17 protein-coding genes are annotated in these 19,370 nt (G+C 61.4%); 6 read left to right on the top strand and 11 right to left on the bottom strand.

What is annotated here, in order from left to right; all coding sequences use genetic code 11:
* The 4 genes from Q0072_RS03680 to Q0072_RS03665 form a co-directional block, all read right to left on the bottom strand.
* Nucleotides 1–1,151, bottom strand: a 1,151-nt coding sequence (locus tag Q0072_RS03680) for an EAL domain-containing protein (RefSeq protein WP_298325891.1), incomplete at its 3' end; no start/stop codon positions are given.
* Nucleotides 1,152–1,252: 101 nt separating this feature from the next.
* Complete coding sequence (locus tag Q0072_RS03675) at nt 1,253–1,750, bottom strand: response regulator (protein ID WP_290798802.1); 498 nt, start codon at nt 1,748–1,750, stop codon at nt 1,253–1,255.
* Between the two features lie 234 nt (nt 1,751–1,984).
* Nucleotides 1,985–2,860: a M23 family metallopeptidase gene (locus Q0072_RS03670; RefSeq protein WP_298325886.1), complete on the bottom strand. Its 876-nt coding sequence runs from the start codon at nt 2,858–2,860 to the stop codon at nt 1,985–1,987.
* 56 nt (nt 2,861–2,916) lie between these two features.
* On the bottom strand, nt 2,917–3,135 hold the full coding sequence (locus tag Q0072_RS03665) for a DUF2093 domain-containing protein (protein WP_126423447.1): 219 nt from the start codon (nt 3,133–3,135) through the stop codon (nt 2,917–2,919).
* A 126-nt stretch (nt 3,136–3,261) separates the two neighbouring features.
* Between Q0072_RS03665 and Q0072_RS03660 the strand changes: the two genes are divergently transcribed.
* Nucleotides 3,262–4,365 carry an alpha/beta hydrolase-fold protein gene (locus Q0072_RS03660; protein WP_298325881.1) on the top strand — a complete coding sequence of 368 codons (1,104 nt, stop codon included), beginning with the start codon at nt 3,262–3,264 and terminating at the stop codon, nt 4,363–4,365.
* 10 nt (nt 4,366–4,375) lie between these two features.
* Here the strand turns inward: Q0072_RS03660 and xseA are convergent, their stop codons facing one another.
* On the bottom strand, nt 4,376–6,022 hold the full coding sequence (xseA, locus tag Q0072_RS03655; RefSeq protein ID WP_298325878.1) for an exodeoxyribonuclease VII large subunit: 1,647 nt from the start codon (nt 6,020–6,022) through the stop codon (nt 4,376–4,378).
* 125 nt (nt 6,023–6,147) lie between these two features.
* Here xseA and Q0072_RS03650 point away from each other — a divergent pair, with 125 nt between their 5' ends.
* Genes Q0072_RS03650 through Q0072_RS03640 form a run of 3 tightly spaced genes read left to right on the top strand, consistent with a single transcriptional unit; the run spans nt 6,148 to nt 7,867 of the window.
* The gene (locus tag Q0072_RS03650) at nt 6,148–7,068 is read left to right on the top strand and encodes a PAS domain-containing protein (RefSeq protein WP_298325875.1); all 921 of its coding nucleotides are present in this window, start codon (nt 6,148–6,150) and stop codon (nt 7,066–7,068) included.
* A gap of 32 nt (nt 7,069–7,100) precedes the next feature.
* Nucleotides 7,101–7,397: a hypothetical protein gene (locus Q0072_RS03645; protein ID WP_298325872.1), complete on the top strand. Its 297-nt coding sequence runs from the start codon at nt 7,101–7,103 to the stop codon at nt 7,395–7,397.
* A gap of 8 nt (nt 7,398–7,405) precedes the next feature.
* Nucleotides 7,406–7,867, top strand: a complete 462-nt coding sequence (locus Q0072_RS03640) for a hypothetical protein (RefSeq protein ID WP_298325869.1) — start codon at nt 7,406–7,408, stop codon at nt 7,865–7,867.
* Between the two features lie 322 nt (nt 7,868–8,189).
* Here the strand turns inward: Q0072_RS03640 and Q0072_RS03635 are convergent, their stop codons facing one another.
* The gene (locus Q0072_RS03635; protein ID WP_298325866.1) at nt 8,190–9,536 is read right to left on the bottom strand and encodes a glycoside hydrolase family 27 protein; all 1,347 of its coding nucleotides are present in this window, start codon (nt 9,534–9,536) and stop codon (nt 8,190–8,192) included.
* Nucleotides 9,537–9,823: 287 nt separating this feature from the next.
* Here Q0072_RS03635 and purD point away from each other — a divergent pair, with 287 nt between their 5' ends.
* On the top strand, nt 9,824–11,089 hold the full coding sequence (gene purD / locus Q0072_RS03630; protein WP_298325863.1) for a phosphoribosylamine--glycine ligase: 1,266 nt from the start codon (nt 9,824–9,826) through the stop codon (nt 11,087–11,089).
* Nucleotides 11,090–11,207: 118 nt separating this feature from the next.
* Here purD and Q0072_RS03625 read toward each other — a convergent pair whose 3' ends face one another.
* The 5 genes from Q0072_RS03625 to Q0072_RS03605 all read right to left on the bottom strand — a co-directional run bounded on the left by Q0072_RS03625 (nt 11,208) and on the right by Q0072_RS03605 (nt 18,325).
* Nucleotides 11,208–13,232: a TonB-dependent siderophore receptor gene (locus Q0072_RS03625; protein WP_298325860.1), complete on the bottom strand. Its 2,025-nt coding sequence runs from the start codon at nt 13,230–13,232 to the stop codon at nt 11,208–11,210.
* A gap of 183 nt (nt 13,233–13,415) precedes the next feature.
* Nucleotides 13,416–14,459 (bottom strand): tetraacyldisaccharide 4'-kinase, encoded by a 1,044-nt coding sequence (gene lpxK, locus Q0072_RS03620; RefSeq protein ID WP_298325857.1) that lies wholly within the window; start codon nt 14,457–14,459, stop codon nt 13,416–13,418.
* A complete protein-coding gene (locus Q0072_RS03615) occupies nt 14,449–15,786 on the bottom strand; it encodes a 3-deoxy-D-manno-octulosonic acid transferase (RefSeq protein WP_298325854.1) in 1,338 nt (445 codons plus the stop codon). The genes lpxK and Q0072_RS03615 overlap by 11 nt, the downstream gene beginning before the upstream one ends.
* A complete protein-coding gene (locus Q0072_RS03610; protein ID WP_298325851.1) occupies nt 15,783–16,493 on the bottom strand; it encodes a lysophospholipid acyltransferase family protein in 711 nt (236 codons plus the stop codon). Before Q0072_RS03610 ends, Q0072_RS03615 begins: the two co-directional genes overlap by 4 nt.
* The gene (locus Q0072_RS03605; protein ID WP_298325848.1) at nt 16,490–18,325 is read right to left on the bottom strand and encodes an ABC transporter ATP-binding protein; all 1,836 of its coding nucleotides are present in this window, start codon (nt 18,323–18,325) and stop codon (nt 16,490–16,492) included. The genes Q0072_RS03610 and Q0072_RS03605 overlap by 4 nt, the downstream gene beginning before the upstream one ends.
* A gap of 350 nt (nt 18,326–18,675) precedes the next feature.
* On the opposite strand from Q0072_RS03605, the gene Q0072_RS03600 reads away from it, so the two are divergent.
* Nucleotides 18,676–19,368 (top strand): protein tyrosine phosphatase, encoded by a 693-nt coding sequence (locus tag Q0072_RS03600; protein ID WP_298325845.1) that lies wholly within the window; start codon nt 18,676–18,678, stop codon nt 19,366–19,368.
* Nucleotides 19,369–19,370: the final 2 nt, after the last annotated feature.

Here is a 19,370-nt window from a genome sequence, read left to right as displayed (position 1 = left end):
TCGATTTCGAGGATGTCCACCACCTGACGCTCGTTCTCGACCTTTTCGGCGATGACGTCGATGCCATAGCGCGCCAGAAGGTTGGCATAGTCGCCCGCGTGGATGTCCTTGAGGAAGCGCAAGGCCGGCTTGCCGTCGATATTCATCAGCTGATCGAGCAGGACATTGGCCCCGATCTTCACATAGCGCACGTCCGAGCGTTGCAGGTCGGTCAGGTCGAGGTCGATCGAGGTGATCTTGTCCAGCGAGAACTTGAAGCCCATATCGGCCAGTCGCGCCATGTGGCGCGCTTCCATGGCCCCGCGCGCCGCGTAGGCGTCCTGCCCCAGCTCGAAGATCACCGAATCGGCCAGATCACGGTTTTCGTTGAGGAATTCCAGGAACTGCGGGAAGAAGACCTCATCGCGCAGCGAGGTCAGCGAAATATTACAGAAGATGCCGATGCGGCGGTCTTGCTTGGCCAGACGGCGCACGATCTGCACGCAGCGGAACAGGAGCAGGTTGTCGATGGAGGGCACCAGACCTTCGGGTTCGGCCACCGACAGATATTCCGCCGGCATCAGCACGCGCCCGGTGGCATCACGCAGACGCGAGAAGCTTTCGTAATAGATGGTCTTGCGCTGCGGCAAGGAAACGACCGGCTGGAGATAGAGGTCCACGCGGTTTTCGATCAGGGCCTGACGCACCGTTTCGATCAGGGCCATGGCTTGCTGTTCCTGACGCGACAGGGGTGCGGCGACGGCGACCTGCGCCGGTCCGGCCTTCCAGTCGGACAGCCGCTCCTCGATGCTTTCGCCCAGCTTGAGCACCAGGTTTTCCAGCATCTTGACCTCAGTGGTCAGTTCGTCGGTACGGCCGACGCGCTGATGCTGCATCTGATCGGCCAGCTCAACCATGTCTTTCTGAGTGACATCAATGGCTTCGACCATCAGGCGGTGGGCGTCGCGCACCAGATCAATCTCTTTGGAGAGGCGGCGTTCGGACAGGTACTGATTGACGAAATTATGGATGGCGAAACACACCGCCATCGTCGCCAGCGCCGCCGCGATGCACGCGCCGGTGTCCGACCCGCCCGTGTAGAGGGCCATAGCCGCGCCCATGGACAGGAACAGATAGGTTCCCATCAGCAATATGGAGGTCAGTCTTCCCATCAGGTGTCCCTGTCGAACAGCCGCGCCGAATCGCGCCAGAGGCGACTATGCGGCGATTTGGGGGCTAAGCCAAGTGCGCGTTAATATTTATGAACAACCGGTTAAGCGAGGAGCCCGTCGCTGGCGCGGCGCAGGGGACCGTTATAGGGCTGATCGGTCTTGCGACGACGGTCGGGGCCAAAATAGCTGGCGCAGCGGATGTAGGGGCGCGGGCGCATGACCACGGCGTCGAGACGGCTGAGCAGGGCGCGCGCCGTCAGCGGCTTGGCCACGAACTCATTGACGCCCGCGTCGCGCGCTTCGACCACGCGTGAGCGTTCGGAATGGCCGGTGATCATCACCACGGGCAGGTAGGGATTGATCGAGTCGCTGGCCGTGCGCAGCATCCGCGTGAACTCGACCCCGTCGATAGGGTACATGTTGAAATCGACCAGGGCGATATCGGCGGGAAACTGACGCAGCAGATCGAAGGCCTCCGCCCCATCGCGCGCTTCGCGCACGTCGCGGATGCCCGACCCCTTAAGGATGGCCAGCACGATGGAACGCATATGCTGATTGTCTTCAACCAGCAGAATTTTCAGGGCACCGTAATCTGCCATATCCCCCAAAGTCCGGATAACGCTCTGCCTATGGTGTTATGTAAAGGCGGCGTTGTTTTTGCAAACCTGTGACAAAGAGTAGCGCTGTTACGATGAAGGCGCAGCGAGATCAAGCCTAAATAAGCATCCGATTTTTGGGGCAATGGCCCTAAGCGGCGAAATGTCGCAAGCAATTTGAAAATCAAGAATATTATTATACGATAAACGATCTGTCGTATGGTAATATGTGCCCTTTTATGTCGCGCTGGACACAACCCACAACGACGGGTCGAGGGCGCGGTCGCGCCACTTCAACCGCCAGCACAGATGCGGCCCCGTCGCGCGGCCTTTCTGCCCCACCTGACCGATAATCTGCCCCTTTGTTACGAGATCGCCGGCCTTTACGGTCAGAGTGGACAGGTGCAGATACATGCTGATCAGGCCCTGCCCGTGGTCGAGCAGAATCAGGCCGCCTTCGAAATGCAGGTCGGGTTCGGCCAGCGCCACGCGCGCCGTTTGCGGGGCATAGACGGGCGTGCCTTCGGGGGCCGCCATGTCGAAGCCGTAGTGCGGGCTTTTGGGCTCACCATTGAGGATGCGCTGATTGCCAAAGCGCCCGGAATTGATAAACCGGCGCAAGGGCCACTGAAACGGATGGGTGAACCAGATGGCGTCTTCGCGGCTGGCGAAGCCGATGTTTTTAAGGTCGCGCTCCTTGGCGATGCGCTCCAGAAGCGCCGGGTCCGAGGGACTGACCTGATCAGGGGGCAGGCCGTCGATGCGCTGAATGTCGTAGGGGGTGCGCAGGATTTCAAAATCCATGACCGGGTCGGACCCGATGGCCAGCCGCGCCATGGGCGGCGCGTCTCGGTCAAAGCCGATGACGAAATCGCCCTGCGCCGAGGTCAGGCCGCGCGCCGTGCCATCGACGATAATCTCCTGACGCGGTTCGGCGCGGCCGATGGCAAAGCCGCCCTGCACAAACTTACCGGTCAGATTATAGGGACCGCTTTTGAGGGTGCGCGCCCACACCGAGCCATAGGGCCGCGGATCGGCGTTCAGAAGACCGGGCGTGACGCTACCGGCGAGGCTCAGCGCAAGCCCGCCCCCCAGAATGTCTCTCCGCTTCATTGTGGCTTGTCGCGCATCTGGATCCGAAAAGTGCGTCCCACTTTTCGGGATGCGCTTTAGCGCCCGTTCAGGGTTTTCCATCGGGCCGTGGCCTCTTCCGGCCCGGCATAGGCCTCCTGCGTGCGGGGGTTCCAGTAGCGCAGGGCCTCCAGCGGTATCTGCTTGCCCGACACGGCGCAGATCACGAACTTGCCCGGACGCATAACGGCGTACTCACCGTCTCCGTAATGGAGGATGGCCTGATCGGGGAGGGGCGGCTTGGCATGCATATTCATGTCTAAAACATAAGCCGCTTGCGTGAGAGGATCAAGCGTCTGCACCGTGTCCACGTCATAAAAGCCGGATTGCGCCTGTTGCTGATTTGCGGATAGGTTGTGACCCCCGGGCTGGGGAGGGGTATTATGCGGTATGTGTCAGGTGTGATCATGGCGCTGGGGCTGATCCCGGCTTCGCCGGCGGTTCAGGCCCAGTCGGCCCCGTCCGAAACCTTCGGCTATTCCGTTAAGGCCCCTGATTTCACAGCCGCCGAAGCGGCGCGCCGATTGGGCAGCGCCTCGCTGACCTATTGGGTAGACGGCATCCTTCTGCGGGTCGCCGCGCGCGCCGCTACACCGGGTGTGCGGTTGTGCTGCACGGTTCAGCCCGACATGCAGGCCTTAGGTGAAGGGCTATGGGGCCTGACATTGGTGTTTCCGGATCTGAACCGTTCGGTCATTGGGTTGCAGACATCCGCCGATACGACCACGCGGCTTTACTGGCGCGGGCCTGAGGCACCTGCTGAGCTTGAGGCGGTGGCAAAACTGAGTGGAAGCCTCGAAGAGGTGGAGATAGACAGCGCCCATCTAAAAGCCCGGCGCAAGCTGACCCTCTACAGACCGAAACGCCCGCCCCCGTCGCAAGGCTATCCCGTGGTCTATATGGCCGATGGCCGCGCGGTCAGCCGGTTTGCACGGATCGTGGAACGCCTGATAGACGAGGGCGTCATCCGCCCGGTCGTACTGGTGGGAATCTGGAGCGGCGAAGGCCCTGCCACTAACGGCGGGTTTGATCAGCGTAACCGCGAATACCTACCCTCGCCGAAGGTCGATCCGCAGGCCTATGCCGATCATGAAGCCTTCGTTCTGAAAGACGTCATGCCGCTCGTCGAGGCGCGTTATGGGGTCAGTACGCGACGGGCGGATCGCCTGACCTACGGTTTTTCCGCTGGCGGATCGTGGTCTTTGTCCTTCGCGCTCAGGCATCCGGATGCGTTCGCGCAAGGGGCGTCTGCCGGTATGAGCGCAGGCCCCGGCAACTTCACTTTTTCTGGCACGGAAGATGTCAAACTTTACATCAGTGCCGGACGCTATGATCCGTTTTACAGCGGTGCTGAAAAAACCTGCCTGAAGGCGCAGGCGGCTGGAGTGAGTTGCCATTTCACGGGACTGTATGCGGGGCACGACCCCTTCGTGTGGAACCTCGCCCTGCTTGACACCCTGAAAGCCGTCTTTCCCGCGCCGAACTAAATCTTGAGGCCTAAAACAGACTGCCCTGTTCGGGTTTGAGCGGGGTCGGTCTGGGCTTCGGCGCGGGTTTGGGAGCCGGAAGTGCGATGGTGCCGTCGCTGGCCACAACGTCCAGCGTGCGGTCGCCCTTGAAGGTCAGGGTCAGGGCCTCACCCATACTCACGCCGTCGGGTGAGGTGATGAGGTGGCCGTCGGTGCGGCTGACACGGGCGAAACCCAGATTCAGCGGCCGGTCGGGGTCGAGGCTGAGCCGCAACTGATCCAGCCGGTGCAGGCGTTCGGATTTCTGACCCAAGAGGCGCGCGAAAGCGGCGGCCAGACGTTGCTCTAACTCAGGCAACCGGGCGCGGCGCGCGCTGTCGTCGAGGCGACGGTTGAGGGCCGCGTCGAAACGTTGGGTCAGGCGGTTGAGCGCCTCGCGCTTCAGGTCGAGCGGGCGCAGGGTCAGGGCCGGGGTCAGGCGCGCCGACAGGCGTGTAAACTCCAGCCTTTGTCGCTCCACGCCGCGCGTCAGGGCCGCCGTGGCGCGTTCGGACAGTTGCGTCACGCGCTCGGCCTTGAGCTGACGCGGGCGCTCCAGCAAGGCAGGCGAAAAGCGCGCCGCCGTGCGGGCAAAGGCCGTGTCGTGGGCATTAAGATTGCGCAACAGACCGCCGCCCAGCCGGTGCGCCGCATAGTCGAGCCTCTGTTGCGCGGCGTCGATCAGGTCCTGCGGCTTGGGCAGGGCACGCCCCAGCAAGGCCACGCGCTCACGCCGGTTGCGCAGGGCCTGATCAAAGCTGCCCAGACGGCGGCGCTCCAGATCGAGCACAAAGCCGCGCAGTTCGCTCAGGACGGGCGTCGCCATTTCCGCCGCCCCGGTGGGTGTAGGGGCGCGGCGATCCGACACAAAGTCGATCAGGGTGGTGTCGGTTTCGTGCCCGACGGCGGAAATAACGGGAAGGGTACAGGCGGCGACGGCGCGCGCCAGCCCTTCGTCGTTAAAGGCCCACAGGTCTTCGACCGAACCGCCGCCGCGCGCCACGATCAGCACGTCCGGACGCGGCACAGCCCCCGATTGAAAACCATTCAGGGCCTGAATGATCTGCGGCGGGGCGGCATCACCCTGCACAATGACGGGCCAGACGATGACGCGGCAGGGCCAGCGATCGCGGATACGGTGCAGGATGTCGCGGATCACCGCTCCGGTCGGTGAGGTAATCACCCCGATGGTTTTCGGCGCAAAGGGCAGGCGTTTTTTGCGTTCCGCTGCAAACAGCCCTTCGCCGTGCAGCTTTGCTTTGGTGCGCTCGAGCTGCGCCAGCAGCGCGCCGATTCCGGCGGCCTCTAAGCTCTCGATCACGATCTGATACTTGGACGAGGCGGGGAAGGTGGTCAGCTTACCGGTTACAATGACTTCAAGCCCGGCCTGCGGTTGCGCTTTCAGGCGGCTGACATTGCCCTTCCAGATGACGCCGTCGATGGCGGCGCGGTCGTCCTTCAGCGTCAGATAGACGTGGCCCGACGTATGCCGCGTGACCTTGGAGATTTCGCCCCGCAGCCGCACATGGTCATAGGCGCTTTCAATCGTGCGTTTCAGCGCGCCGGCCAGTTCGGATACCGACCAGGGCGGGCTGTTGGACTGCGAATCGACGGGGCTGAGCAGGTCTTCGGACATGTCACCCGTTTACCTCTGACGCGTAAAACTGTCACGTGACGAAATGACCGGTTGTGCGCGTGGAAATAACGTTGTTTTCTTCAATTTGTGCTAAACTAGAGCGATAAAAAAGAGGAAGGCACCTGATGATAACCGAAACAGACGCACCGGTTTCCGAGGTCCAGCGGCGGGAGGCCCAGCGCCTGAACGCCTTGCGCACTCTGGAGATTCTCGACAGCGAGGCTGAGCCCGAATTTGATCAGGTCACCCGACTGGCCGCCGACGTGTTCGATGCCCCCATGGCGGCGATCTCGCTGATCGACGCGATTCGCCAGTGGTTTAAATCGAGCGTCGGCCTGTCGGTCTATGAAACGCCGCGCGAGCAAGCCTTTTGCGACTATACCATCTGCCGCGATGAGGTGATGGTGGTGCTGGACGCCACCAAAGACCCCCGCTTTGCCAATAACCCCATGGTGTTGGGGGAGGCCCATATCCGCTTCTATGCCGGTGCGCCGATCCGCTTCGGGGAGGTGCTGGTGGGGTCCCTGTGCGTTATCGACACTGAGCCGCGCGCCGACTTCAGCGACCGCGACCAGGCGCGTCTGGCCACGCTGGCAGCTACGGTGTCGTCGCTGATGACGCTGCGCAAGGACGCCCAGATGCAGAAGACCATTGTGCGTCGCTGCAACGAAAATCAAAAGAAGCTGGAGATGATGGAGGCGGTGGCCGGGGTCGGCTACTGGCACGTTGATCTGGAAAACCAGACGGTCGAGTGGTCGCAGGGCGTCTACCGCATCCACGGTCTGACGCCGCAAATCTTCCACCCCAACCTGACCAATGCGCTGGAATGCTATCACCCCGATGACCGTCAGCGCGTCAGCGACTGCGTGAAAGCTGCCGCCTACCGCGGTGAGGGCTATAGCTTCGAAGCGCGGCTGGTGCGCGCCGATGGTGACATCCGCACGGTCTTCAGTCAGGGCTCGGTCGAATGCGACGAGGCGGGGCAGCCTCTGTCGCTGTTCGGCGTGCTTCAGGACGTGACGGGACGTAAATCTATAGCGGCGTGAGGTGGGGCAAAATCGTTTGAGCACCTCTCTTGATGTCCAGGGGAAGCGCTATTGTTAAGGGCGATCCAATAAACAAAACAGATCCGTCAGGTGAAAGTGAAGCCGGCGCTTATCTGGCTGAAAAAGCAGGCTTTTGGCTTGGTCACAAGCAGGCCGAACATTTATTATCGAAAGAAAGGTCTCCAGAACGCCGATATGAGATCGTTATGGCGTATGGTGGCCCTCAATCGAAAGCTGGGCCCTTGGTTAACAAGCGAGTTCAAATGAATGATAAGCGCTATAAAACCGCAGGTGGAAAAATATTTGCACCTTGGTTTAAACGAAAGTAGTTGTATTCATGAAAAAGAAACAAAATTGGAATGTCGGAGATTTTTTTTCCATTCCACTCAATTCAAATGGTGACTTAGCATTCGGACAAATTCTCTCCTATGAAGGAGAAGCTTTGGGAGGTGTTGTTTGTGTGTTTTTTGATTTTAACCAAATCAATATAGAAAATACGAGTGAATTTAAAAATAGAGCAATATCTATAATTTATACAACAAATCAATATTTTAATAATTTTAAATGGAACGTGTTGGAAAATAAAAATCCAGTAATTAATATTGAGAGGATGCTTTCCGCCGATAGGAAAAATGGATTTGTGGGTGTAACTGTATATGGTGCCGAAATTGTCGAAAATTTTTTGAATGCTTATTTCGGAAACTCGCCATGGGATAGATATTATGAGCCAGATTTTTTTGACAAGATGCTTTTAAATAAAATTAAGAAGCCAAAAAATTTAATTTATAAAAATAATTGATATTTATAAGTGCTAAAGATCAATTCATTTTCGGAGCAAAATGTGTTTAATGCTGCATGTGTAGCTATCAATTTGCTTGTGATTGCAGTTTTGCTATCAAGCACCACAGCTCATGCTGAGCCGCCACTTTAAAAATGCAGTGCACTGGTGCGCGTTGTCCAGATCGTGAGCGTCCGGGGACCACATTTTGTTGAGGGCTCGGTGTGAGCGAAACTTCCGTCAGCGTCGCTACGCTCGCTGCCACCTCCCCATGATATGGGGAGGAGAAAAGAGCCGTGTTAAAGATCAACCTATCACCACAGCCGATAAGTTAATCTCGCGCTTAAATCGGAGTCAATTTGTACAGGACGCTGGCGTGGCCGCGCAGTTCCAGCGAAATCTCTTCGTCTGCTGTCGAAACGGCCCCGGTCCACAGATTGTGCACGCGGACCTTTTCAGGGGTATTGATGGCCTTGAACGGCTGGGTCACCACCTGCGGGTGGTCAGAGATGTTAAACAGGGCCAGATAGCGCGCTTTTCCGTCCGCGGTTTCTGCCGTCCACACCACCTGCGCGCCGTCGTTCGAGACGGGCAGATTGTTCACGCTGTCCTGATTGAGGGCGATCACCTCCTTATTGGTCAGGAGTTTCAGCGTCGCCTCATCCAGCGCCCGCAGGTCGCCGCCCATGATCAGGGGTGAGCGCGCGATCGACCACAGGGTCATCAGGGTCTGCTGCTCATCCGGCGTAAACTTGGTCTTGCGCTGGCCCAGCGCCAGCAGGCCCAGCGGGAGCATGTCGGCATCGGGCCACGCCCCCGGACGGCGATAGGGGCTCCAGTCGGCCAGCCGCTTGAACTGCGCCTTCAGCATGTCCCAGCTATCCCAGAAGTCATCGGAAATGCGCCACATCTGGGCATTGTTTTGCGCATGGACGGCCCATTTGAGGTCCGTCTCGCCGGGCGACAGGCTAAGCACGATCGGGCGGCCCGACGCGGCGATGGCGGCCTGCGCGCCTTCGATTTCGGGCCAGTTGATGTCATAGGGGCGGCTCATATCGTCCATCTTGACGAAATCCACGCCCCAATCGGCAAACAGCTTGAACACCGAATTATAATAGGCCTGCGCCCCTGGCTTCGACATATCGACGCCGTACATGTCGGTGTTCCAGGTGCAGACGGAGTTGGGGTTGGCCACGTCGCGCGCCGTGTATTTGGTCCCCAGAATCGGCAGGTTTTTTTCATAGGCCAGACGCGGAATGCCGCGCATCAGATGGACCCCGAACTTCAGGCCCATGGCGTGCACCTTGTCAGCCAGCGGCTTGAAACCTGCGCCATTGGCGGCCGACGGGAAACGGTTGGGCGCGGGCAGCAGACGGCCATAGCCATCCATGGCCAGTTCCGCCCCGTGGCGGTATTCATAGCCGGTGGCATTGGGCTCATACCATTGAATATCAACGGTAAACACGTCATAGCCAGCGGGCAAGAGCTTGTCGGCCATGATCTTCGCCGTCTCCAGCGCCTGCGCTTCGGTCAGCGTGGTGGCAAAGCTGTTCCAGCTGTTCCAGCCCATGGGCGGCTTGGGGGCGCGTAAGGCTGACGACTTCGGCTGTGTGGCGGCGACGGCGGGGACGGTGGCGGCTCCGATCAGGGCCGGGGCGGCAAACAGGGCGCGACGGTTCAGCGTGGACATGGCGGATTCCTCTTATAATACCAACGGCCGAAGATGCTGACCGCATCCGGCCGTTGAAGAAACGATAATTTCTCATATGTATCAGTGACATGAGAAATTATCGAATGGAATACCAAGAGTCATTTTCAATGACCCTTGGTATAATTTGTCTGACTATATGGGCAGTGGTTCGCGGCTGTCCAGACTCTTTTCCGCTTTCACAGTCGAAGCGGACCATCGGGTCAGACATTGGCCAACGCAGCGATTTTCCGCTTGACCCAGGGGCCGTCCTGTCGGAAGTCACCCCCATGAACATCCTGCTGATCGGTTCGGGCGGCCGTGAACACGCCCTCGCGTGGAAAATCCGGCAGTCGCCGCGCGTGGCGCGTCTGGCCATTGCGCCGGGTAATCCCGGCATGGCGGCGCTGGGCGAGGTGCACGACCTCAAGGTGACCGATGTGGCGGGCCTGACGGCGCTGGCGGTCGAAATGCAGGCCGATCTGGTCGTGGTGGGCCCGGAGGCGGCGCTGGCCGAAGGCATTGCCGATGCCTTAAAGCGCGTGGGCATCCCCTGTTTCGGCCCGACGCAAAAGGCGGCGCAGCTCGAATCCTCCAAGGCCTTCACCAAGGATTTCTGTAAGCGTCACAATATCCCCACCGCGGCTTACGAGACCTTTACGGACCTTGATGCCGCCAAGGCCTATCTGAAGACCCAGAGCGCGCCTTATATCATTAAGGCCGACGGTCTGGCGGCCGGTAAGGGCGTGGCCATTTCGCCCGACCTGCCCGACGCCTATGCCGAGTTGGAGGCCATGTTCGGCGGGCGCTACGGCGCGGCGTCGCAAACCGTGGTCATCGAAGAGTTTATGGCGGGCGAAGAGGCCTCGGTCTTCGCCATTGCTGACGGCGAAACGGCCCTCCTGTTCGGCTATGCGCAGGACCACAAGCGCGCCTTTGACGGCGATGCGGGGCCCAATACGGGCGGCATGGGCACCTATAGCCCCGCGCCGGTGGTCACTCAGGATATTCTCGACATTACCGAGCGTGAGATTCTGGCCCCCACCATGGCGGGCATGAAGGCGGAAGGGAACGCCTATACCGGCGTCCTCTATGCGGGTCTGATGATCGAAAATGGCCGCCCGCGTCTGGTCGAATACAATGCGCGCTTCGGCGACCCGGAATGTCAGGTGCTGATGCTGCGCCTCAAAAGCGATCTGGTGCCCTATCTGCTGGCCGCCGCCACGGGCCGCCTGAAGGACATGCCGGCCCCGGAATGGTACGAAGACGCCGCCGTCTGCGTCGTCTATGCCGCCAATGGCTATCCGGACAGCCCCGTCGGTGGCTCGATCATCCGCGGTGCCGAGCAGGATTTCGGTCCGAACGTCAGCGTCTTCCACGCCGGGACCAAGCGGCTGGACGACGGTCGTCTGGCGGCCGCCGGTGGGCGCGTGCTCAATATCTGCGCACGTGGGGCGACGATTCAGGAAGCGCGCGACGCGGCCTATGACGCCATTGCCAAAATCGACTGGCCGATGGGGTTTTATCGCTCGGACATCGGCTGGCGCGCACTCTGAACGGCGGTCTTTGGCCGATGCGTGCGTCGGCGTCGCTTGCCGGTATGTAATGTACCGGCGGCGCTAGCCTCCTGCGTCTCGACTCAAATCTCGCCATTCAGGAGTCAGCGATCAGAACCTACAACTCCTTGCGCACGCGGATAAACAGCCACGGCTTTGAGCGGTTGCGCGTCAGTTCCAGCGCCCGCACCGTGCCCGTGGCGCGGTCGCCGTCATAGCGCACGCGGTCGTAGTCATAGACGCGGCCCGGCAGGTTGTTCAGCTCAACGCGCCATAACAGCTTCGGGGTGGGCTTATATTCGGCAAACAGGTTCAGCTTGGCGCTGCCGCGCGCGTAGGAGATTTCCGAGGCGCGATAGACCTTTTCGTCATAGCCGTTCCACACCGAAAAGCCCCATTGGGTGCGGCGCACCGGCAGGTCCTGCGAAAACTCCAGCAGCCAATCGGTTTCGGTCTGACGCGACAGGCGGCGCTTTTCCTTGGTCACCGGGTCGGTGACTTCCGACAGGAAGACGCTGCCGTTGAATTTCAGCAGGCCGCCGGGGATACGAAAACGGTCCATCGGCAGGGTCAGGGTGGCCCCGATCTCTTCGGCCGTGCCGTCGCCAATATTGCCCTTGGCGTCGAAGACGCTGCCGTCGGCGGCGACGATGGGCACGCGGTCGATGACGTCCGACACGTCCTTATGGATGAATTTCAGCACCAGCGCGCCCTTGTCCCCAAAGCGGTAGCTGGCGTTCAGCTCCGTCTCCCAGCGCTTGTCGGGCTCAAGGCTGACATTGCCCGCCTTGACGGTGGAGTCCATCAGGTCGATCGAGGAGACGAAATCGTCGAAATCGAGCTGACCCAGCACGCGCTCAACGCGCAGCAGATATTGCCACGGCCCCTTGGGTGACCACGTCACCTGCACCTTGGGCTTGGCGTAGCCAAAGCGCTTTTCGTCCGGGCGTTCGCTGGTCTGCGACAGGGTGGACCATTCGTATTTCAGGCCCGTTTCAACGCTGAGCGCCGGTGTGGCGCGCCAGGTGGCCAGAAACGAGGCTTCGGTGCGGTCTTCCTCGACCTTGACGCGCGAGGCGGGCAGGTCCACCGCCGCGCCATTGACCGTCAGGCCGGTGTCGCTGTCGCGCGAATTATAGGCCTTTTCAAGCCCGACCTCATAGGTCAGCCGCTCGCTGCGCGTCCAGATCAGTTGCCCGGAGACGATGTTTTCCGTCTCGACCGAGTCCTCGCGAAAGCGCGTCTCTTCCGAAGGGCTGATATAGAGGTCGTCGCCCTCTTCGTGCGTATATTTGGCCAGACCGTTGAGTTTCAGCGTGAAGGCCTTGCCCAGCGGGCGGACGTACTGAAAACCCCCTTCGCGCAGGTCTTCGCTATAGTCGAGATTTTCTACCGCCGTCGTGTCGGTGATGAAACGGTAATTGCCGGTGTAGGTGTCGGGCGTCCACTTGCCATTGACGGTCAGCTTGCCGCCCCACAACGGATGCGAGGCGATGGCGTTCAGTTCGACGCCCTTGCCGCCGGCTTCGCTGAGGATTTGGGTGCGACGAGGGGGGCTGCCGTTGGCCGGATAGACAGTCTTATCACCGGGGCTGGCCTCTTCGTCAAAACTGTTGAACACAGTGGCCGACAGCTCCAGCGTCTTGTCCCCGGCATTGCGGCTATAGGTGATGCGGCCCGTCGGCTTGACCCAGCCATTGCTCAGGAAACGGGCGTTGGCGATGACGGTCAGGGTCGGCTTTGCCGAGGCCTTGCGGATGATGTTGACCACCTGGGTCTGACCCTGCATGTCGATGCCTTCGGCCCCGCCGATGATCAGGTCGATGCGTTCCACCGTGCCCGCCGGGATGCGGTTGAGGATGTCGTTCAGGCTGTCGCTCTTGCTGGTCGGGCGCTGACCGTCGATCAGCACATTGCCCGCCGCCGCCGCAAAGCCGCGCACCTGATCGACGTTTTTCAGCGTAAAGCCCGGCACGCGATTGACCATGTCCAGTGCCGACTGCACCTGAAAGGCGCTGAAAAAGGCCTGATCATAGGGGATGACCTGCCGCGAGGCGGGGGCGTCGGCGGTCTGAGCCTGTGCAATGACCGGCAGACCGCACACAAGGGCGGTGGCGCACATCAGGGCCTTGGGGAAGCGCATGAACATCCTGTCGGAAAGAGGGTAGAGCCTCATGCCGAAAAGTGGGTACCACTTTTCGGAAAAACATGAGGCGTTGCAAAAAACAAATCATCCGGAGGCTCAACCGAGCCGACGAATGATCTATCTCACCTTTGAAACCTCTTTCTCACAGAGCGGCACGCGGCCCAAGTGAACGATTTGTCATTAATTTTCGCCGATCTGTGTCCCCGGCATCCGCGCGGTAAGAGCGCGCATGAAGCCCGCCTGATCGTCAAAGCGCGCCGTAATCGGCAGGAAGGCGATCTTTTCGCGCCACGCCGGGCTGAGCTTCACCCAGTCCTTTTCTGTGGTGATCAGGGTCGCCCCGCGCGCCTGCGCCTGTGTTTCCAGCGCCGTCAGGTCGGCGTCGCTCAGCGGTTCGTGGTCGGCATAGGCGTGGAAATCGGCCACCGCATAGCCCAGCCCTTCCAGCGTGGCGCGGAACTTCCACGGCTTGGCGATGCCGGCAAAGGCCACCACCTTGCCCGGGTCACCCGCAGGCATTGGGATCAGGCGCGCCACAAAGACCGGCAGGTCGCCAAACAGGCGTAAGAGCTTCTGATCGACGATGGATTTCTCATCGGGTAACCACAGCACCACGATGTCGGCGCGTTTGATCGCGATGGCCAGAGGTTCCCGCATCGGACCCATCGGGAACACAGACCCGTCACCAAACGGCCAGCCGTCATTCGTGGTGTCGCCATCGACGACCAGCAGATGAATATCCTTGGCGATCTTCACATTCTGATGTGCGTCGTCGGCAATGGCGATCTCAAAGCCTTCGCCTTCGATCAGGCGCAGGCCTTCGGCGCGGTCGCGCGCAATCACCATATCGTAGTCGCGCGCCAGCATCAGGGCTTCGTCGCCCACCTCGGCGGCGCTGTGGAGTGCCGGATCGACCCTGACCGGGCCACTCAGCGACCCGCCATAGCCGCGCGACAGGCCGCTGGCCCTATGACCCAGCTTTTTCAGGCGGCGCAGCAGTTCGCGCTCTATTGGCGTCTTGCCCGACCCGCCCAGCGTCGCATTGCCGACCGAGATGACGCAGACGGGCGAGCGATAGGGTTTGGCGGTCAGGAAGCGCGTGATCGTCACCGCCTCCCAGATCCACGCCAAAGGGGCCAAAGCGTAGCGGGTGAGCGGCGCGCCCTTCGCCTCGCGCTTGTACCACCAGTCGGGGGTTTTAAGACGTCGGGCTTTAAGCGGCATCCACCGCCTCATGACTCTCGTCGTCCGGGGTGGGGGCCTCGCCGGGCAGGAAGGGTTTGAGGTGCGCCATGACGGTGTCGAGCGTCCCGGCCTCACGCTGCGCCAGCGCCTGAGCGATGCGGTGCGCGTCGAGCAGGGCCGCCGGATTGTCGATCAGCCCCTGCGCCAGAAAGCCCAGCTCCTGCCGCCCCGTGACGCGGAAGGCCGCGCCGGCGTCGAACATCTGCTGATAGACGGCGTCCCAGTTATACAGGTCCGGGCCGGTGATCACGGCCTTACCCAGCCGCGCGGCCTCCAGCGGATTGTGGCCGCCGATCTTTTCGGAGAAGCTTCCTGCCATGATGACCATGTCCGCCAGCCGGAAAAACACGCCCAGTTCGCCGAGCGTGTCGGCCAGATAAATATGCGTCTCTGCGGTCGGGCTGTCCAGTTTTGATCCCAATTTTGATCTTTGGGTGACGCGAAAACCGAGGGCTTCCAGATCGAGGCGGATGGCTTCGGCGCGCACCGGGTGGCGCGGCACGATGACCAGCAGCGCCCCCGTCTGGCGCAGAATGTCTTCCAGCGCTGTGGCGATATAGGCCTCTTCGGTGGGGTGAGTGCTGGCGGCCAGGATGACCGTGCGCCCGGCAAACAGGGCCTCCAGCGCCTCGCGCTTTTGGGCGTCATCGGGCAGGGGGGCGCCGATGGTTTTCAGATTAGCCAGCGGCCCCATCTGCTCCGCCTCGGTCCCGACCATATCCTTCAACCGTTGATCAGAGCCGCTGTCCTGCGGCAGGATCAGGGCAAAGCCTTTCAGCAGGCTCTGCATCGAGCGGCGGATATTCTGCCAGCCCTGATGCGTTTTGGCGGTGATGCGCGCGCTGATCAGCAGGCGGGTGATGCCGCGTTGATCGAGCCCTTTCAGCAGGTTCGGCCACAGGTCGCTTTCGATAAAGATGGCCAGATCGGGGTGCCAGTGGTCGAGGAACTTCGTCACCGCCTGCGGCGTATCGAGCGGCGCATACTGATGCGCGGCGCGTTCCGGCAGGCGCTGCGACAGGATTTCCGCCGAGGTGGTGGTGGCGGTGGTAATAAGAATGTGCAGGTCCGGGTGGTCGTTCAACAGTTGATGGATGACCGGCAGGGCCGACAGGCTTTCACCGACGCTGACGCCGTGCAGCCAGATCAGCGGCCCGTCCGGGCGCGGCTTTCCGGCGATGCCCAGCCGCTCATTGAGGCGCGCCGGGTCTTCCTTATTGCGCGCCGCGCGGTGCCACAACAGGTTGGGCGCGATGGCGTGAAAGGCCTGCATGGCGGCGGCGTAGAGGCGGAGCATCAGGGTCATGCGGCCCCCGAAGCGGCACCGGTCAGGGTGTCGGCGCGGTCAGTCAGGGCGCTCAGACGTTCGCCCAGCTCGACCCGGCGCGCCTCAAGCTGGGCTTCGTCGGCGTCGGGTGCGATGGGCGGGTGCACCTCCCACAGCATGGCCCCCACGGCGAAGGGCAGGGGAATGCGCTGACGGTCCCAGCTCTTTAGCGACAGATAGCGCGATGAGGACTGCCCGATCAGGATGATGGGCGCGCCGGACATCTGCGACAGTTTCAGCGACCCCTCGGTCATGTCGCGCGCCGGCCCGCGCGGGCCGTCGGGCGTCAGGGCTACGGCATTGCCGCCGCGTATCCAGCGCAGCATGTCGCGGAAGGCCTGCGCGCCGCCCTTCTGCTTGGTCGGGTCGGTCTTTTTGGCGGCCGACCCGCGGATAATGTGATAGCCGAAGAGGGTGTTGGTACGGACTGAAAACTCACCACTTTTTGACAAAGAGACCAGTATGGCCATCTTCTGCGCGCGGTCGAGCGGCCAGCAGGCGGGGGCATAGTGCACGCGCTGATGCCACAGCAGCAAAAGCGCCGGGCCGCCCTGAGCCCACACGGCTTCGGCGGCTTCACGGCCCTGATGGGTCCAGCGCGTCGTGCGGTAGCAGAATTTCAGATAGCCGACGATCAACCGCGCCATAAAGGCCTGAAAACCATCGGATTCGAGCAGGGACTTCATGCGCGGACCTCTGCGTCAACCGTCTCTGGCACCCGCTCGAACTGCGTGCGGTAAAGCTCGGCATAGAGGCCGCCGCGCGCCAGCAGGTCGTCGTGCGTGCCGCGCTCAGAGATGCGCCCGTCGCGCAGGACAAGGATCAGGTCGGCGTGGCGCACGGTCGAAAGGCGGTGGGCGATCATCAGGGTGGTTCGCCCGGCCATCAGCCGCTCCAGCGCCTGCTGTACCTTGACCTCGGACTGGGTGTCGAGTGCGGAGGTCGCTTCATCGAGCAGTAGCAGGGGCGCGTCTTTCAGGAAGGCACGCGCAATGGCGATGCGCTGCTTCTGCCCACCGGACAGGCGCGAGCCGCCTTCGCCGACGCGGGTATCAAGACCATCGGGCAGGTCGTCGATAAATTCCAGCGCCGCGGCATCGCGCGCCGCCTGTACGATTTCCGCCTCGGTGGCGTCGGGGCGGCCATAGGCGATATTGGCGCGGATGGTATCGTCAAACAAAAACGGGTCCTGCGACACCAGCGCGATGTGCGCACGCAGGGATTTGAGCGTCACGGCGCGCTGCGGCGTGTCGCCGAAACGGATTTCGCCGCCCGTATAATCGTAGAAGCGCGGAATGAGGTTCAATAGGGTCGATTTGCCCGATCCCGACGGCCCGACCAGCGCCACCGACTGACCCGCGCGGGCCTCGAAACTCACCCCGTCCAGCACCGGCTTGTCGCCATAGGCGAAGGCCACATTGTCAAAGGTCACGCGGTCAAAGGGTTTCAGCGCTTGCGCGCCCGGCGCATCGGCGATTTCCGGCGCGACGTCCAGCGCGGCAAACAGGCGGCGGGCGGCGGTAAAGCCTTCGGCCATCACGGTTTGCAGATTGGCCAGTTGCCGCAGGGACTGCCCGGCCGCGCCCAGATAGGAGATATAGGCCGTAAAGCCGCCCAGCGTCATGGCACCCGACTGGGCGCGCCAGCCGGCATAGACGACAACGAGCGCCAGCACGATGGTGGTCAGGGCCTCGGTCACCGGGGCGGCGGCGGCGCGGGCATTGGCGCCCTTGATGATGTGCTTCTGACGGCGCGCGATAACGGCATCGACGCGGCCTTGCTCATAGGCTTCGCGGTTGTTGATCTTGACGATCTTGACGCCATCGAGGCTTTCCATGATGGCGGTCGATAGGGACGAGGTCTCGTCCATCGCCCCCTGCGCGGCTTTTTTGGTGCGGCGGTTATACTGCCCCAGAACGGCGGCGATGACCGGTCCGGCGATCAGCACGCCCAGCGTCATGCGCCAGTCGATAAAGGCCATAAAGCCCAGAGAGCCGATGACGATGCCGCCGTGCTGCACATAGTTGACGACGCCATTGGTGGTGGCTTCGCGCATCAGCCCGGCGTCAAACAGCACCGAGGACAGGTAGCTGCCCGAATGCGCCTTGTTGAGGTGGCCGAGGTCGGCATGGACCATATTGCCGAACAGTTGCGACTGGATGCGCCCCACAAGCTGATGCCCGACGCGGTTGACCGAGGTGGCTAAGCCCAGTTGCGACACCAGCCGCACCAGCGTCGCGGCGATCATCACTGCCGGCACCCAGATCAGCGGGTGGGCGGCGACAAAGGCCGGGACTTCGGAGGCCGCTGCCGAATCGCTTTCGCCGAACAACAGTTCGATGCCGGGTTTCAGGCACCAGATGACAAACGAAGTCGAGACGGCGACCATCACGGCGCAAACGAGCGCCAGCCCCAGAAAGCCTTTGTATTTTTGCAGATAATCGCGCCACACCCGCGCCATGACGGCGCGCGAGCCGGTCTCCGGCAGGGCAGGGGTATCGGCGGCAATGGGGGTCATGAAAACGTGTAACTCTCTGAACCTCAAACTATATAGGGATATGCCCCTGACGGGCAAAGCCAATAGTTTGTCTTCCGGCGTGGAAATCTGTATATGGCGCGCTCAACCCGTCGTCTTCTGTATAAAGGAAGCGGACCTGTCCTGTCTTATACCTCCCCGGCGTGCCGGGGAGGGGGACCGCACGAAACGGCCGCAGGCCGGTGAGATGCGGTGGTGGGGGTAAGCCTCTGTTTCAGTCTGCACGGCAGGCGGATGACGGGCGCGTCCTCTCCGTCACGCCTGTGGCGTGCCACCACCCCCGGCACGCCGGGGGTGTATAGGAAAGGGCTTTCTTTTCAGTCTGGTACCCCGTGAAGCTGTTCAAGAAACGTAAAACGCCCAAGGTTTTCGACACCTCAACGCAATGGGGCCTGTTCAGGACCTATCTGGCCTTTCTGTGGAACGACCACGCCTATCTGCGGCTGGGCTTCACCAATGCTCACTGGATCGACGATAAGATGGTGCGCACCAACCAGCCGTGGCCGTTTCAGCTCGCCTGGTTCAAAAAGCACGACGGCATCCGCACGGTGATCAATCTGCGCGGCGGGCAGGGGGCGTTTTTCGCGCTGGAACGACATGCCTGTCAAACATTAGGGCTCGATCTGGTCGATTTCATCGTCACTTCGCGCGATGTGCCCTCCGCCGAAGCGATCCTTGAGGCTGAAAAGCTGTTTGACAGCATCCAGTATCCGGCCCTGATGCACTGTAAATCCGGGGCGGACCGCGCCGGGATCATGAGCGTCCTGTACCGTCACCTGCACCTCAAACACCCCCTGCGCGAGGCGGTTTCCGAACTGGGCCTGCGCACCCTGCATATGAAGGCGGGCAAGACGGGCGTGCTCGACTATATTTTCGACTGCTATTTTGCCGAGGGCGAACCGCGTGGGATGTCGTTTGTCGAATGGACGCAGTCGGACCTGTATGATCCGGTGAAGATCAAGTCGGACTTCAAAGCGGCGTGGTGGGGCACGCTTCTGACCGAAAAGATTTTCCGCCGGGAGTAGGT

This window comes from Asticcacaulis sp. (assembly GCF_027484505.1).
Classification (GTDB): Bacteria; Pseudomonadota; Alphaproteobacteria; order Caulobacterales; family Caulobacteraceae; genus Asticcacaulis.
Note: the sequence above shows the minus strand (reverse complement) of the source record. Positions and strands in the feature narration are given on the sequence as shown.